This is a genomic window from Candidatus Peregrinibacteria bacterium (genome assembly GCA_016220175.1).
Classification (GTDB): Bacteria; Patescibacteriota; Gracilibacteria; order CAIRYL01; family CAIRYL01; genus JACRHZ01.
Map to the genome: position 1 here is coordinate 1 of JACRHZ010000074.1, position 15,375 is coordinate 15,375.

At 39.1% G+C, this 15,375-nt stretch carries 15 protein-coding genes; 10 read left to right on the plus strand and 5 right to left on the minus strand.

The window, feature by feature from the left end:
* A partial coding sequence (locus tag HZA38_06045) for an IS30 family transposase (protein ID MBI5415041.1) occupies positions 1 to 108 on the plus strand: 108 nt, incomplete at its 5' end.
* A 525-nt stretch (positions 109 to 633) separates the two neighbouring features.
* Here the strand turns inward: HZA38_06045 and fusA are convergent.
* Both fusA and HZA38_06055 read right to left on the minus strand, forming a co-directional pair.
* Positions 634 to 2,700: an elongation factor G gene (fusA, locus tag HZA38_06050; protein MBI5415042.1), complete on the minus strand. Its 2,067-nt coding sequence runs from the start codon at positions 2,698 to 2,700 to the stop codon at positions 634 to 636.
* A gap of 209 nt (positions 2,701 to 2,909) precedes the next feature.
* Positions 2,910 to 3,575 carry a hypothetical protein gene (locus HZA38_06055; protein MBI5415043.1) on the minus strand — a complete coding sequence of 222 codons (666 nt, stop codon included), beginning with the start codon at positions 3,573 to 3,575 and terminating at the stop codon, positions 2,910 to 2,912.
* A 42-nt stretch (positions 3,576 to 3,617) separates the two neighbouring features.
* Here HZA38_06055 and HZA38_06060 point away from each other — a divergent pair, with 42 nt between their 5' ends.
* The gene (locus HZA38_06060) at positions 3,618 to 4,304 is read left to right on the plus strand and encodes a type I 3-dehydroquinate dehydratase (protein MBI5415044.1); all 687 of its coding nucleotides are present in this window, start codon (positions 3,618 to 3,620) and stop codon (positions 4,302 to 4,304) included.
* Between the two features lie 43 nt (positions 4,305 to 4,347).
* Here the strand turns inward: HZA38_06060 and HZA38_06065 are convergent, their stop codons facing one another.
* Complete coding sequence (locus HZA38_06065; protein MBI5415045.1) at positions 4,348 to 4,800, minus strand: response regulator; 453 nt, start codon at positions 4,798 to 4,800, stop codon at positions 4,348 to 4,350.
* A 226-nt stretch (positions 4,801 to 5,026) separates the two neighbouring features.
* Between HZA38_06065 and gndA the strand changes: the two genes are divergently transcribed.
* From gndA to HZA38_06095, 6 genes are all read left to right on the plus strand, one after another.
* Positions 5,027 to 6,445 carry an NADP-dependent phosphogluconate dehydrogenase gene (gene gndA / locus HZA38_06070; protein ID MBI5415046.1) on the plus strand — a complete coding sequence of 473 codons (1,419 nt, stop codon included), beginning with the start codon at positions 5,027 to 5,029 and terminating at the stop codon, positions 6,443 to 6,445.
* 146 nt (positions 6,446 to 6,591) lie between these two features.
* Entirely contained in the window at positions 6,592 to 8,019 is a 1,428-nt protein-coding gene (locus HZA38_06075; protein MBI5415047.1) for a glucose-6-phosphate dehydrogenase (NADP(+)), read from the plus strand.
* Between the two features lie 43 nt (positions 8,020 to 8,062).
* Positions 8,063 to 8,740, plus strand: a complete 678-nt coding sequence (gene pgl / locus HZA38_06080) for a 6-phosphogluconolactonase (protein MBI5415048.1) — start codon at positions 8,063 to 8,065, stop codon at positions 8,738 to 8,740.
* A 74-nt stretch (positions 8,741 to 8,814) separates the two neighbouring features.
* Entirely contained in the window at positions 8,815 to 8,976 is a 162-nt protein-coding gene (locus tag HZA38_06085) for a hypothetical protein (protein MBI5415049.1), read from the plus strand.
* The gene (locus HZA38_06090) at positions 8,976 to 9,230 is read left to right on the plus strand and encodes a type II toxin-antitoxin system RelE/ParE family toxin (protein MBI5415050.1); all 255 of its coding nucleotides are present in this window, start codon (positions 8,976 to 8,978) and stop codon (positions 9,228 to 9,230) included. Before HZA38_06085 ends, HZA38_06090 begins: the two co-directional genes overlap by 1 nt.
* 29 nt (positions 9,231 to 9,259) lie before the next feature.
* Positions 9,260 to 10,045: a DNA alkylation repair protein gene (locus HZA38_06095; GenBank protein MBI5415051.1), complete on the plus strand. Its 786-nt coding sequence runs from the start codon at positions 9,260 to 9,262 to the stop codon at positions 10,043 to 10,045.
* Here HZA38_06095 and HZA38_06100 read toward each other — a convergent pair.
* Entirely contained in the window at positions 10,023 to 11,465 is a 1,443-nt protein-coding gene (locus tag HZA38_06100; GenBank protein ID MBI5415052.1) for an ATP-binding protein, read from the minus strand. The genes HZA38_06095 and HZA38_06100 overlap by 23 nt on opposite strands.
* 391 nt (positions 11,466 to 11,856) lie before the next feature.
* On the opposite strand from HZA38_06100, the gene HZA38_06105 reads away from it, so the two are divergent.
* A complete protein-coding gene (locus HZA38_06105) occupies positions 11,857 to 12,453 on the plus strand; it encodes a hypothetical protein (GenBank protein ID MBI5415053.1) in 597 nt (198 codons plus the stop codon).
* Positions 12,401 to 13,252: a hypothetical protein gene (locus tag HZA38_06110; GenBank protein ID MBI5415054.1), complete on the plus strand. Its 852-nt coding sequence runs from the start codon at positions 12,401 to 12,403 to the stop codon at positions 13,250 to 13,252. Before HZA38_06105 ends, HZA38_06110 begins: the two co-directional genes overlap by 53 nt.
* 185 nt (positions 13,253 to 13,437) lie before the next feature.
* Here the strand turns inward: HZA38_06110 and HZA38_06115 are convergent, their stop codons facing one another.
* A complete protein-coding gene (locus HZA38_06115; protein ID MBI5415055.1) occupies positions 13,438 to 14,910 on the minus strand; it encodes a pyridoxal phosphate-dependent aminotransferase in 1,473 nt (490 codons plus the stop codon).
* Between the last annotated feature and the right edge of the window lie 465 nt (positions 14,911 to 15,375).

Sequence of the window (15,375 nt, forward strand, 5' to 3'; positions counted from 1 at the left end):
AAAGTATCAGAAGAAAAAATCTATGCAGTACAAGAAAAACTCAACGACAGACCAAGAAAATCACTTCGATATCGTACTCCAAATGAAGTCATTTCTGATCTCCTCTAGGGGTGGTGCTTATAATCCTTGAATTTTCCCATTCAGCCATCAGCTGCCCTAAAAAATGGATCATACGCAAATTTCTCAAAGAAAGTTTTTTAGCATAGGTTTAAGAAATAGAGCGATTTGCAAGCAACTTCTCTCCCCGTCATTCCGACTCGAGAAACTCAGCCTCAGACGGGCTTTAAGAAAAAGTGAATATTCACCAACTGGAGGAATCTCTTGTCACAAATTTCCGAACACTGAGTTCAGTGTTCATTTCTTGTTGAAAGAGATACCTCCCAAAAGACATCCTCAATTTATTCTTAATTCATACTGATGTTTCATGTCTGCAGTCGGTATGACGGGGAAGAGAGAAAACTGGATTTTTTAAGAGAATAATTGAGGACTCATGAGAAATTCTCAAAAAATTCCACACCATTTGAGAAATTTGCATGTGATACCTTAAAAATTCTTATAGGGGAATTCTTCGTAATTCGTAATTCCTGATTCCTGATTCCTACCTCCTACTTCCTGATTCCTACCTCCTACTTCCTACATTCCCTTCTTCTCTTTGATCTTCTCCGCAATATTTCCCGGTACTTTCTCATAATGAGAAAATTCCATAGAATAACTTGCTCTTCCCTGAGACATAGATCTCAAATCTGTAGCATATCCGAACATTTCTGAAAGTGGTACTTTTGCTTTTATCACTTTTGCAGTTCCTCTCTCCGTCATTTCTTCAATTTTTCCTCTTCGAGAAGAAAGATTTCCCATAATGTCTCCCATATAATCTTCAGGAGTCACTGCTTCAACCGCCATAATGGGCTCGAGGAGAATCGGATCCGCTGTCCTTGCTCCCTTTTGAAAGGCAATCGATCCTGCAGCCTTAAAAGCAAATTCTGAAGAGTCCACATCGTGGTATGAACCGTCAAGAAGCTCAACAATGACGTCTACTACAGGATATCCGGCAACAACTCCCTTTTGGAGTGCTTCCTGTACACCTTTATTCACAGCAGGAATAAATTCATTCGGAATTCGTCCTCCCACAACTTTATCGACAAATTCGTATCCTTTTCCCGGTGCATTCGGGATAAGATTCAGGACGACATGTCCGTACTGACCTCGTCCACCCGTCTGTTTTACATATTTTTCCTCAGCTTCCACCTTTTTCTGAATTGTTTCCCGATATGCAACCTGAGGAGCTCCTACATTCGCTTCAACTTTAAATTCACGCCTCATTCGATCAACAATAATATCCAAATGGAGTTCTCCCATTCCCGAAAGTACAGTTTGTCCGGTTTCTTCGTCCGATTTTACACGGAGAGTTGGGTCTTCTTCGCAAAGTTTTTGGAGAGAAAGTCCCATTTTTTCCTGATCTGCCTTTGTTTTTGGCTCCACAGCAATAGAAATCACGGGCTCTGGGAAGGTCATTTCTTCAAGTGCAATCGGTTTATCTTCATCGCAAAGAGTGTCTCCGGTGCGAATATCTTTGAGTCCCACGAGCGCACAGATTCCTCCCGCATGAATTTCTTTTATTTCTTGTCGAGAATTCGCGTGCATGACGACGAGACGTCCAATGCGCTCCTTATTTCCAGTTCGTGTGTTCACAATGTATGATCCACAATTGAGGATTCCAGAGTAAACACGGAAAAACGTGAGTTTTCCAATGAATGGATCCGTTGCAATTTTAAATGCAACTCCGGCAAGAGGCTCATCATCGCTTGGATTTCTTTTTTCTTCCTCTCCCGTTTTTGGATTTTTCCCCATCACGCCACCAACATCGATGGGAGACGGGAGATAATCAACTACCGCATCAAGTACGAATTGAACACCCATATTGCGGAGTGCTGTTCCGCAGAGAACCAAATAAATTTCATTATGAATGACTCCTTTTCGAAGTCCTTTTTTAATTTCTGGAATTGTGAGTTCTTTTCCCTCCAAATACTTTTCTGTGATGGATTCATCATGAGTTGCAGCTGCTTCCACGGCTTTTTCTCGGTGTTCTTCATTTTTCGCTTTCATATCCTCTGGAACTGGAATTTCTACAATTTTTTCTCCATGTTCTCCTTCAAATCTGTAGGCTTTTCTTTCGATAACATCAATAACTCCAGAAAAAGTTTCTTCAGCTCCAATGGGAAGCTGAATCGCATAAGTGTTTGGAGAAAGTCTTTTGTGAATCGAATCAAGACTCATGTAAAAATCTGCACCTGTTTTATCCATTTTATTCACAAATGCGACTCGAGGAACTTTATATTTATCAGCTTGTCTCCAGACTGTTTCTGATTGTGGTTCAACTCCTTGAGATCCATCAAATACCGCAACTCCGCCATCAAGCACACGGAGAGATCTTTCTACTTCCACCGTAAAATCAACGTGCCCGGGAGTGTCAATGATATTAATATTTGTTCCTTTCCACGTACAAAATGTCGCAGCGGAAGTAATGGTAATTCCTCGTTCTCGTTCCTGTTCCATCCAATCCATAGTGGCTTCTCCATCATGAACTTCTCCAATTTTGTGGTTTCGTCCTGTATAAAAAAGAATACGCTCCGTGGTCGTAGTTTTCCCTGCATCAATGTGAGCGATAATTCCAATATTTCGGAGATTCGAGAGATCTGACATACAAAAATATAAAAAATAAACTCAAAAAATAAGCCCGTGGATTATAGGGAAAGGAGAAACGATTGTCGAGAGGTTTTCTCTTTCGCGAAAAATACATCGTCACAAAACCTGTTGTTGGAATTCAATAATTCAAGAGTCGCCTCTCCTGAGGCGACCTTGGTCGCCCGAGGACGGGTGACTCCTGAAGAAAGGCTTCTTCATATGTTTTATTATGACCGTGTAGAATACATTTCCATTAAAGAAGCTCTCTCATAGTCTTTCATGCTTTCGTATTTTTTCGTTCTCATAACAAAAGCAGAAAAATCTTCTTTCTCGTTTCGATTTTTTAGCCAATCAAAAAGAATTACCAACCTCTCAGGAGAAGCTCCTTTTGCAATGAACGTTGCAATAAGATCCTCATTATCAGCATATAAATTTACAGAAATACCAACTCCATCAAAACCAAGAGAATTTACTAAGAATTGAAGTGTCTCGACCTTTGGGTTCCCTCCCTCCCTTGCCAATATATGTGATACCCAAAGCCCAATACCAACTTCATCATTGGCTCCGTCAAGATCTAAACTTAAAGCAACAGGGATTTTTTTCATAAGAGGACTGGTACTTACCAATCCTTCAAGTTCTTTTCGTAGAGCACCTGTAATTAATTCAAAATGACTTTTTGCAGCTCGGCTTCCTTCTACTTGTCCATCGACTACTTCCGTTAATGTATCTTGAAGTTTTCGAATAAGCTCTTCTAAAACATTAACTTCCATCCGTGCTTCTGGTACTACTATTGACATATTGTTACTTGGTAAAAAAACTAAACAAAGAGGTCTTATTAGAACTATTTTTTGATTTTCTGTCAAATTTTTCAAATTGACAAATACACCACTCATGCCTCTTCAAAAACTGTAATTCTACGCTATACTTGAATCATAATGAATCTCAAAATTTGTATTCCTTTGAAGGCGAAATCTCTCCCAGAACTTCTTCAAAAAATTGACGAAGCTTCAGAAAAAGCTGATATTCTCGAACTTTGGCTCGGAGACCTTTCACAAAACGAAATTGATTTCGATGAAATTTGGAAACATAAAAAAACTCCATTTCTTTTGAATTGTAAAGGACCGAAAGAACAGGGCGGCTTTTCTGGAACCGATGAAAAGAAATTCAAAATTCTGCTCGAAGGAGCTCAGAAAGGCGCAGAATACTGCGATTTCGACTGTGAATTTGATGCAAAACTTCTCTCAAAATTTATTCAGGAGAAAAAGAAGGCGAAACTCATTCTTTCAGCACATTTTTTCGATGAAACTCCGCATTTCGATACACTGAAAGATATTGCACAAAGAATGAAAAATTCTGGCGCGGATATCGTGAAAATTGCGGCGATGGCAAATTCTCATGAAGATCTCATGACGATGCTCGAACTTACTGATTTTTTAAAAGAACAAAAAATTCCCTTCATCTCTATTTCCATGGGAGAACTCGGCAAGCCATCAAGAGTTTTGACCCCGATGAATGGCGGAGAAATGATGTTTGCAGCGTTTTCAGAAGCAGAAAAAACAGCATCTGGACAAATGACGGTCGAGGAAATGCGGAAAATTTACGAAATGATTTTTGGATCGTAAAATCTTTCGAAAAAAAACGGGCGGCATATATGCCGCCCCTACGTTATTCCTCATCGCCTTCCGCTTTTTTCTGAAGTATTTTTCTCACTTTTTTGACAAGCCCTTCCGGCGATACTTCTGGTTTTCGGAAAAATTCATCCGCTCCTTGTACAAAACCCTTAATAGCCTCATCATCACTCGCCAAACGCGTGTAGACAACGATGAGAATATCTTCGCCAGAATTTGATCGAACAGATTCTAAAAACTCATATCCCCCAAGTATTGGAGTCAGAATATCGAAAATTACCACATGTGGCTGGAATTCGGAGACCTTCATCATTCCTTCCATACCTTCATCGCTGATTTCCACATGAAATCCGTGATCCTCAAACAGATTTTTGCATATCTTTCTCGTTGCTTCATCGTCTTCCACGAGGAGTACACGCTTCATCTGCTCTGGAGGAACCTCTTTCTCAATCTTCTTTTGCCGAAATGTAGAGTTTTGCTTGAGTGTCATGAAGGAGTTGGGTGAAACATGCGAAACCGACGGGGGGCGTGAGATATACTCTCCAAATGGCTTTTTACACCACAATTATACTATACACTGCATATTGATATTAATCAATGTATTTTAATTTTTATTTAATTTATCTCCTGTGATACAAAAAATCACAGGAATTCTCTCAAAAGTTTGCAGGCACGCTCAAAAACACTGTAGAATACAGGTACAATCTGGAATTTTTATGCCTCCAAAATATGATATTGGCGTCATTGGACTCGCAGTTATGGGAGCGAATGTATCAAGAAATATCGCTCGAAATGGCTATAAAACGATTGTATATAACAGAACTCCTGAAAAAACACGTGAATTTTTGAAAAATTTTGGAGATGAATATCTCAGCGGGAAAGAAAATCTCCATGATTTTGTGGCAGCGCTCGAAAAACCGAGAAAAATCATTCTGATGATAAAGGCTGGAGAGGCAGTTGATTTCACTATTTCGAGCATTCTTCCCTTCCTCGAAAAGGACGATATTCTTGTTGATTCTGGGAATTCTCATTTTCAGGGTACGATTCGGAGAGAACGTGAGCTCAAAGCCAAAAAAATACATTTTTTTGGAGTGGGAGTAAGTGGCGGCGAAGAAGGAGCCTTAAAAGGTCCAAGTATTATGCCGGGAGGTGACAAAAATGCTTATATAAAGCACCTTGCGCCAATTTTTGAGAAAATCGCAGCACGTGATTTTTCCGGAAAGCCGTGTACAACGTATATTGGCGAGAATGGAGCGGGACATTATGTGAAAATGGTGCACAACGGCATTGAATACGCGGTAATGCAGATTTTGGCGGAAGTCTATGATCTCCTTCGAAAACTCTCCCACTTCCCTGCATCGCAAATTGCCGATGTATTTGCGAAACTTCACCAGGGAAAACTCGAATCGTATCTCACCGAAATTTCCGTAAAAATTCTTCAGAAGAAAGATGGAGACACATCTCAGTATCTTTTAGAAAAAATCCTCGATAAAGCAGAACAAAAAGGAACGGGGAAATGGACCGTTTTGGATGCGTTAGATCGCGGAATTGCTCTTCCCACGATTTCAGAAGCGGTGAATGCGAGAAATATTTCTGCTCAAAAAGAACTCAGAGTCAAATTAAACACGACGTATACATCTCCTTCAGATTCGCAAAATATTTCATATGAGGAGCTCGAGCGCATCCTCGAGAATGCAGTTTCTGCAGCAATACTCAGCGCATACGCGCAGGGATATTTTCTTATTTCTGAAGCTTCAAGAGAACAAAATTGGAATATCGATCTTGCAGAAATTTCACGAATTTGGCAGGGTGGATGTATTCTTCGCGCAAAGGTTTTGCAATTTCTCGAAAATGCTTTTCGGAATGCTCCCGAAAAATATTCTCATCTGTTTCTCTTTCCCGAAATATCTGAAGAAATCCGAGAATCTCTCCCCTCTCTTAGAAAACTCGTAACGATAGGAGCTCAAGGTGGAGTGCCTCTTCCCTGCATAATGAGCGCACTTTCATATATCGAAAATATGTGCCATGCTCGTGGCAGCGGAAATTTTCTTCAAGGACTTCGAGATTTTTTTGGCGCACACGGATTTGAACGAATTGACCGCGAAGGAAAATTTCATGAAAAATGGGGAAATTAATTTTAAATTTTGAAATTTAAAATTTCTAAATAATTTTTAAGCTTTAATTTCTAAATGGAAGATACTCAAACGGATATAACAGTTTTTAAAATTAGAAATTAGAATTTATTTAGAAATTTTAAATTTCAAAATTTAAAATTAATACCGTGTCCTCATCCATCAAAAAACCCTTCATTCTCACTCTTTTCGGCGCTTCCGGAGATCTCGCGAAGCTCAAAATTTTTCCGGCTCTCTACGAGCTCGCTCAAAGAAAACTTTTGCCGGAAGAATATTTCATCGTGGGATATGCGAGGAGTGAGAAAACCAGGGCAGAATTTCAAAAGGAATTTCTCTACAGCATTATTGAAGCTTATGGGAAAAGACCGAGCTTCTCGACAAAAGTACTCGATTCTCTCATAGAGCATATTCACTATTTTTCTGGACAGTATGATGTCAAAGAAGATTTCCAAAAATATCGTATTTCCCTCAAAAAATTGATTGGACGTCATGATATCGCGTCTCTTTGTCATATCGCTTATTTTTCGGTTCCACCATCAGTATTTGAACCGATTACGATAAAACTTGCCGAAACACGCACTTCACCTCAGGAAGATCTGAGAATTATTCTCGAAAAACCATTCGGAAATGATGAACCTTCGGCCGCACGACTTTTTAACGTTATTTCTCGATATTTTTCGGAGGATCAAGTGTATCTCCTCGATCATTATCTCGGAAAAACATCTGTGCAGAGTATCCTTTCGCTGAGGCACTCAAACAGTATTTTGAATAGTCTTCTCAAGGGAAAAGAAATTGCCTCCATTCAAATTACGGCTGTGGAAGACATTGGAATTGAAAATCGTGTTGGATATTTCGATTCTGTCGGCATTATCAAGGATATGTTTCAATCACATCTGACGCAAATTCTCGCGATGATGACGATGTCGATTCCGATCAGCGAAGATGGAGAAAGTTTTCAACGAGAAAAATATGCCATTCTTTCCGCGCTCAAATTTTCTCCGAAAAAAGAAAACCTCTTTTTGGGACAGTACAAAAGTTACAAAAATCTCGATGGAGTGAAAAAAGGAAGCACAACAGAAACATACATGAGCGTGAAAATAAAAATAGATCGCGAGAGTTGGTATGGAGTTCCAATTTTTGTGCGGACAGGAAAAAAACTTGATAGAAAAACGACGTATGTGGTCGTGGAATTTAAAAAAATGCAATTTCAAAAAAACTTAGAATCAAATCGACTCATTCTTGAATTGCAACCAGAAGAAAAGATCCATTTTAAACTCCTCAATAAACACGGTCATCTTTCCGAATATCATGAGATCGATGCCATAGAATCTATTGAATGCGCCCCAGAAACTTGCCTTCCGGAACACGCTGTGCTTCTCCTCGATGTTCTCAAAAAGGAAAAACTCCATTTCTTGAGTTTTGGCGAAATTCTTGCTGCGTGGAGAATTACAGATTCTATTTTTGAGTTCCGCGAAAAAGCAAATATTCAAACAGTGGAATATGAAGACGGGACATCTTGTCCTCAGGGAAGCGACGTTCTTTTTCAAAAAACTGAAGAGAAATGGTACGAGGTGTAATTTTTACTCCGCTTTAGCGGAGTTGAATTTTAAATTTTGAATTTTGAATTATTTCACTTTCGCATCTGAACAAGATTGGCATATTGCTGCGGTTCAGGAAATCCTGAAAGATGTTCCTCGCGACACAGAGTTTTCACTTGCGCTGAGCGGCGGATCAACGCCAATTCCCGTCTATGAAGAACTCGCGAAGCAGAATATTCCGTGGGGAAATGCGCATATTTTTGAGGTCGATGAGAGATATATTCTTCCAGAAAAACCTGATTCAAATGCTCTTCTCATTCATAATCATTTTCTGAATCTCCTTCCAGAACCTCCAAAATCCGTATATTTTTTTGAAACTTCTGGAGTTTTTTCATGGAAGGAATCGGCTGAAAAATATCATGATCTCCTGCAAAAATTCGAAAAACCTTTTGATGTTTGCATTCTCGGAATTGGTCCTGATGGACATACGGCGTCGCTTTTCCCAAATGGTCCTGAAATTCACGAAACGGAAAAACTTGCTACAATTTCTGAAACAAATATTTTCCCTGTTTGGAAAAGACTCACCGTTACCTTTCCGATGATTCTCAAGAGTAAAAAAATCGTCGTACTCCTTTGCGGAATTTCGAAACGAAAAATTCTTGATGAACTCGAACACGGAGAAAAATCGTGGGAAGAATTCCCTGCGAAAAAAATCCTCTCACATCCAAATCTTCATATATTTTTTTGTGAAGAAGAATAAGTGAATGCGTATTTTTAGATTTGTTTTTTAGGTCTTTTCTGAGGTATAATCATTACAGATTTCGTAAAATATAGATGAAAACAACTCATAAAAAACTGGCTCGGATGAATATGAAGATTGAAGAAGGACTTACTCTTCTCGATACGATGGTGATGGCTGCTGAATCAGTACTCATAAAAAATGGGACAATTACGCCCATCTCTTTTGAAAAAGCCTTTGAGCATCTCAAGAAGTAATGAAAATTGTATTTGCTCCTAATGCATTACGAGAACTGTATTCTTTCCAAAAGAAAGATCAGCTTTTTCTTCAAAAGAAACTTTCGGAACTGATGGAATATGAAAATGTCTTGGATCATCCAAAAGTGAAAAAGTTACGGCTTCTTCCATATTACCGATATAGAGCTGGAGACTTCCGAATATTCTTTGATGCAGAAGGGAACATCATCACGATTTATAAAATTTCAAGGCGTTCGGAAAAAACGTATAGATAAGTAAGAAATTTTAGATTTTAGATTATTGTATGAATCAGGATTTTCTTTCTCAGATACAAAAAGAATTCAGCAGAAATGCTTCACTCGAGAAGAAGAAAAATTACGAAAAGTATTTTAAAGGAGTCATCAAATTTTACGGACTCAGAAATCCTGAGGTCAAAGAAATATTTCAGAAATTTTGGGGAGAAATAAAAAATCTTTCGATTCACGAACAGAAAAATCTGACGTTCGAGCTCATATCGTCCGAGTATGCGGAAGAAAAACAATTTGCGATTCTCATCCTCAATAAAATTGCGAACAAAATTGATACAAATGTTATCCATGAGCTCGCGAAAATTATCGATCATCACGTGTATGATTGGGCAACATGTGATGGAATTTCTGGAAGAGTTATTCGTCATCTTATTCTTCGAGATCCAAACGTTGCGAAAGAAGTCGTTTCTTGGAAAGATGCAGAATCTCTTTGGAGACAGAGGTCTGCAGCGATCAGTTTTGTGAACATCGCGCGTTTTGGAAAGTATAATCAAGAAATTCTCGAAATCTGTTCAGAAATTCTCAAAAATCCAGAACGCTTTGTTCAGCTCGCCGCCGGATGGGTTCTTCGCGAACTTTCGCTCGCTGATCTCGATTTGGTTGTCGATTTTATCAAAAAGAATTATCACTATTTTTCGAGGGAAGGACTGAGGTATGCGGTGGAGAAGATGGATGGAAAGTTGAAGAAAAAACTTTTGGATTGGAAGAAATTTGATGCAAAGTCTTTCCTTCGGGGCAATATTGCATTGGAGAAAAATCTTACGCGAGCACAAAAATATTGAATGGAACCTTTAGCGCATTCAACTCTTCTGAAAATTCCAATTCCTCATCCGAAATAATCAGACTATAAGCTGGTTTTACCTTTTTCGCAGTAGAAATAACTTGCCGATATGACTTCTGTCCAGAGCCAACTTCAATCACTATTTTTCGACCTCCAATGCCGACAATAAAATCAGCGCCGCCTTGAGCGCTATCATAAGTAAAAGATACTTCAGGGTTTTTCGCAAACAAACGATATAAATACATTCCGACGAGATCTTCTAATAACCGCCCTTTTGCATTTTCTGGAGAAATAATATTTCCGACCATTTTATAATACATTGCTCGAAAAGCTGGTGAAGAAAAAAGATACTTTGAAGGTTTTCGCGCTTCCTGTCCTAAATGAGAACCATGAGGATAAATTCGATGAAGTACTTCTGTCTGCTCTAGAAAATCAAAAATTTCCATCACCTTTGGGCGACTTATCTGAAATGCTTCTGAGAGCGTAGAAAAATTAAAAGCATCCATATCCGCTACTGCATAAAGAATTCTCGGAATTTTAGAAATAATATCAGAAGTAAAATTTTTAGCGCTTCTTATGTCCATAGCAACTACCCTGTCCATGGTTTTGCTGATTTGATCGTAGATAATGGCTTCATTATCGACTGTGAGCATATATGGAAGCGACCCATAATACAGATATTTTTTAAATTCATGCCGATAAATAATTCCCGCATAGTATTTTGTGATATTTCGCTGAAGTTTCTGGAGTTGAGAATAGGCATCTTTTGCATTTTTTGAGAAAAAAATTGCCCGTGAAATTTCTTGAGAAAGATCGCGGTTTTCATCAGGATGTTTCTTGTGTTTTATTTTCAAATATTCACAGAAACTCAAGGGAAAGAGTTTTTCATACACGGTTCTTCTTACTATATCTTTATTTTTATTCATCAGCAGCGCCGAAGAACCGGTACTAAAAATAAAGATATTTTCTGAGCGATCATAAATACTTTTGAGTGTTATGCCCCATTTTTCATCATATTGAACTTCATCAAGAAAAAGAAAAAGCGGACGATCAAGCATTTCAAGCGATTTGCCGAGGAGATCTTCATACGCAGAGATCACTTCTGGAAGGGAAACTCCGAGAATTTGGCTTGTTTGGTCGAGAGAAAGAAAAAGTTTATGACAATCAAGGTTGCGGATAAAGTCGTATGCCTGTGAGAGCACTGTGGTTTTTCCGGCTCCACGCAAGCCTGTAAGAGTAATCCATCGTATCGTTGATTTTTCGCTATAAAATTTGTGTATGTGACGGGTAATATTTTGAAAAATATCTCGACGAGGTCTCAATTTTCCATCTCTATCATACACGTAAGCTCGAGTGCGAAAATCCGCCTGAGCAATTTGCTCATTCAAGAAATTTTGAATTTTTTCTTTCTCCAAAGGCATATTTTTATGATTAAATTAGTGTCAATTACATTTTACACAAAAGCATGTTTTCTTGTCAATTATTTCTATTTTTCACCAGCGGAATCTCCGTGAGCTTTCACTCGCGGATTTGAATTTGGTTGTGGATTTCATCAAAAAGAATTATCGATATTTTTCGCGGGAAGGACGGAGGTATGCGGTGGAGAAGATGGATGGAAAATTGAAACAAGCGCTTTTGAGCTTTGGAAAATGACGCAGAAACAAAAAGAGGCAACTCTCGAAAAAAGGTGCCCCGATACAGAGAGCAGTTTTAAGGAAAAATAAATCGAAACTAGTGTAAAGTGAATTAAGGAGCAATAAATTGACGTCTTGACATGCATGTATAAACTGAAAGTAATTTATACATATTTTTATGACTGAAACACCTCCAGAAAATTCCCCTCAACAAGATCCATACGCAAGAGAAGGATTTTCCACAAAAATTCCTCCAGCTGAAATGGATCCTATTACTGCTTCTTCGATGAAGATAGCAGGAGTCATAAGGGAAAATAGTACACGTCCAGAGAATCAAAGAAGATTGATTGTTAATTCAGGGATTGGAGTTGTTTTAGGTCCAGATGGAAAAATCGTTAAAGTGGACTTCTTAGAAGACTGGAAAAAACAAGCATTAGGAGGCGCAGGACAAGGATATTTATCACAGCAGGATGTCAAGAATTATTTGGATGGAATAGTAGGTGATTTTGGACAGAATCCGGCAGAAGTCGCACGGATAGGAACACTAGGGGCGACCGGGGCATTGGCTGCTGCGTTAGCATTTTTAAAAAAGAGTCCGTCTTCACAAGCTGGTGGGAAGCCTGTTGGCTGGACAGGATATGGGCTTGGAGACGGAAAATCTCAGATCATATATCCTAAAAATTCTTGGAGCGCGCTTCCGGCAATTTTTGATGCGGCTGGTTATGGGACAAATCACACACACGGTAGATTTAATGGATCGAGATCAAAATGTTGATCCAACCCAAATTATTAAAAAAATACGAGATACTGTCGCTTTGGCTGTTCCAGTCCTCTATATTCAAGCAGATACTGGAAATATGTCGGGATATACATTATCCTCAGAAGTTCGAAAAGACCTTTTAGATGCAATTGGACAAGCGGGTGGTCATCTTGTTGTAGAATCAGTCTATCGTGGCTCAAGTGCTCGGAGGGTGTCTGAAATTGATGGAGCATATCAGTCTGATGTTGCATTGATTCAAGAAGCAGTACAAGCCGGAGTTTCAATATTCTGGGATCACAGTGAATCGAAACGTGGTAACTTCCCGGGACGCGTTGGGGTATTAATGCATGCTCCTGCAAGAGGGCAAAATGTGCAGAATATTCAGAGTCAATTCAATATGATGGCAAGAACAGGAGGATTCTGGTTTCTCCCTGATACATTTAAGCCATATCAATCATTGTATCAACAAGGGCAACAAGGTGATTTACATAGAGAAGTTAAAAGTACTGTTATTAATCGTATTGTTGCAGCAAATGAACAGAATAGAGCCGCAATAGAACCAGAGAGTCCTCTTGGACAATATATGAAAAAATTACAGGGATTTTTATTACTTATCCCTGTAAAAGACGAAGGATCTGCTGAGAAATTGCTTCAAAGACCAGAAGTGGGAGTGGGAACAATCCCAGTAACTGGTGAACGAACTGGTGGTCCTGCTATTCGGATTAATGCTACTGGGAATGGACGTCAACCCGAAGTTACGAGAGAAATGTGGAAGGCGATTGCAGAAGAATTTCAACCTCTTGCGGCATCCTGATTCGTGTCGATATCTAATTTATTCACACCGATCATGCGTCCACGCATGACACTGGCGAGAGGAATCGCCATAAACTTCTAAGGAAAGACATTCCAAGCTAATTTTCCACGAGCATGGGATTTTCGATAAGGCGCCCCACACTGAAGAATAAGATTATTCTTTCAATCTCATTATTGTTTTAATAATTAATCTAAGTTATTAACCACTTTTTTCATCCTCTTTAGTCCAGCTAACATTATGTCCTTTCTAGGACCGTAGCTGAATCTGACTAAATTCTCATACTGAGGTAATGCACGCCTTCTTGTCTCATCGTTAGTATCAACACAAAATGCAGAACCCGGCACCCACGGAATAACTTTTTCCCTCATAAACGCTCTTGCGATTTCCAATTGATCTCTATCACCTACTAAATCACTGATATCTCCCCACAAGTAGAATGTCCCTTTAGGCTCAGATGCAAGTTGAACACCAATGTTTTTTAAGTGTCCGGTCATTCTATTTCTTTTTTCTAGAAAATCATCGTGTCGTGATTTATGGGTTCGATCTCTTCGTGGCGAGTTTAACATTGGAATCGTGGCAACTTGTAAGGGATGATTTGCTCCACCATCAAGTCCACCTGCCACCGCATTTATTTTTCCTATGATTTTTTTTGACCCTAATACAGCAGCAATACGCCAACCAGCTGCCTGAAGACTCTTACTAATTCCAGATACTATAACTACCCTACTATCATCAATTCTCCCCAAATAATCAGCGGAAGATACTCTTGTCTTTTCCTCATCGTACACATACTCATCGTAGAATTCATCAATTATGGGATATGCACCTGTTTCTTCAGATAGTTCAACCCACTTTTGCAACTCCTCACCAGCAATAACAGATCCTGTAGGATTGCAAGGATTGCTGAGCAAGAGAACTTCAAGTCCAAGTTCCCTGATTTTTTTTCTTAATTCAGCAACATCAATATGATAACCTGACTGCCTATCGAGTGGGATTGCAACAGGATCAATGCCATTTACTACTTTTAATGGCGTTAAATACCCCGCATAATCAGGATGAAAATGACCAACTCTAACGTTCCTCCCTCTGCCTAGACCTTCCATTCCGAATGCAGCTAAAGCAGCATGTATAGCAGGTCTTCCGCCTGGCCTAATAGTAACATTTTCCACACGAAAAGCGTCCTGCCCATTTTCAGAGCGATGCAATCTGTTATAAAACATTGCATATTCTTCTCTAAGGGCTGTTATCCCTGCAACTGGTCCATAATCATCAACCCCCTTCCCCTTTTTTATTCGTCTCTCTTCAACACTTGCATCTGGATCATTTTCGTCTGGATAAAACATATTTGAAGCCGCCTCTCCTCTACTGAAATTAATCCATCCATTTCCGGTCTTATTTGAATCTTCTTCCCTGAAGCCATCTTTCCTCGCTTCTTCTATCAAAGCTAGTACTCCCATAGGAGGACTTTCTTTCGCAAATAAATCTGCTATTCTCGTTTCTGATTCTGCCATAGAAAAATCAATAAAATTTCTAAATAAATTTAGACTACGTATGTCAAAAATCCTCTTCTCATCAGGGAAAATATCAACTGCCGTATATTCCAAGACTTTTGCCACATTGTCAATATTTACAACAATTACCTGATAACAAGTAATCATTGACACTTACGAGCATCTTATCTTTGGAACGCCTTTTCCCCTGTGCTCGTCTTTTGGATTTCAACGCTGATTCTCTGTTTGAAATTCACGAAACATCGAGCAAGTGACCATGTACTCTTTCTTTCTGTATTCCAAATGTGACAGCACCGGGATTTGAGTATTCAGAAAAATTACCGGGATTCCCGGGAGTTTGACATTTTTTACCAATTCCCGGTATAATTTCCACATGAGAATACATATTCCGAATAGCGTATGGCTTGGCAATATTGATCCCTTTTTAAAGGGATTTGATCCGAAAGATCGAAAAAACTTATACATTACATTTCAGTAGTGGGCGGTTAAATCTCTGGTAACTGAGCCTGTTCTAGGGAAACGTGATCGAGGTTTTGCAAACGATCTTCAGAAAACAGCTTAGCTAAGGGCATTTTATCAAATGGAGAAATACTTAAAATCTGTAGAATTTCG